Annotated in this window: 1 pseudogene and 1 other annotated feature; the pseudogene reads left to right on the forward strand. The window is 61.0% G+C overall.

Annotation, left to right across the window (positions count from 1 at the left end):
* Positions 1-50: 50 nt before the first annotated feature.
* Positions 51-818: pseudogene (locus tag ACFOMH_RS20570) on the forward strand (IS3 family transposase); the annotation flags it as partial.
* Positions 338-454, forward strand: a sequence feature (AL1L pseudoknot). (Overlaps the previous pseudogene by 117 nt.)

The raw sequence follows: 818 nt of genomic DNA on the forward strand, positions 1-818 counted from the left end.
TGAACCGCCCCGGGTTTACCGGAGAGTAAAACACTCAAAGGATGAGCCCTATGACCAAGCAGAGATTCACCCCCGCCTATCCTGCCGAGCTTCGCGAACGCGGTGTTCGGCTTTTTCGAGAGAACCGCGCCGGTTACGCCAGCGACACAGCTGCTTACAAGGCAATTGCGCCGAAGCTCGGCTGTTCACCCGACAGTCTGCGTGTCTGGTGTCAGCAGGCCGAACGTGACGCTGGGCGACGCGGTGGGCTGACAAGCGCCGAGAAGGATCGGATCAAGGAACTGGAGCGCGAGGTCCGTGAACTGCGTCAAGCGAACGAGATCCTGAAGAAGGCCAGCGCATATTTCGCGGCGGCGGAGCTCGACCGCCCGTTTCGCAAATGATCGCGTTCATTGGTGATCACCGTAGTGTCTTTGGTGTCGGGCCGATCTGCCGGGTTCTGGGGATCGCACCATCGACGTATTACGCCTTCAAGACAGTGGAGCACGATCCGGACCTGGCATCGGACCGGGCCAGGCAGGATCGGCTGGACATGGCGGCGATCAAGAAGGCCTTCGATGGCAGCCGAGGCCGCTATGGCGCGCGCAAGGTCTGGCATCAGCTGCGCCGCGGCGGTCACGATATCGCCCGCTGCACGGTGGAGCGGCTGATGAAGGTCATGGGATTACAAGGTGTTGTGCGGGGCAAGAAGGTGATCACCACTAACCCCGATACGGCCCAACCCTGCCCGGACGACAAGGTGAACCGAGCCTTCGTGGCAGACATGCCAAACGAGCTGTGGGTTTCGGATTTCACCTATGTCTCCACCTGGCAGGGTA

The sequence above is a fragment of the Paracoccus mangrovi genome, assembly GCF_042648425.1.
GTDB classification, from domain to species: Bacteria; Pseudomonadota; Alphaproteobacteria; order Rhodobacterales; family Rhodobacteraceae; genus Paracoccus; species Paracoccus mangrovi.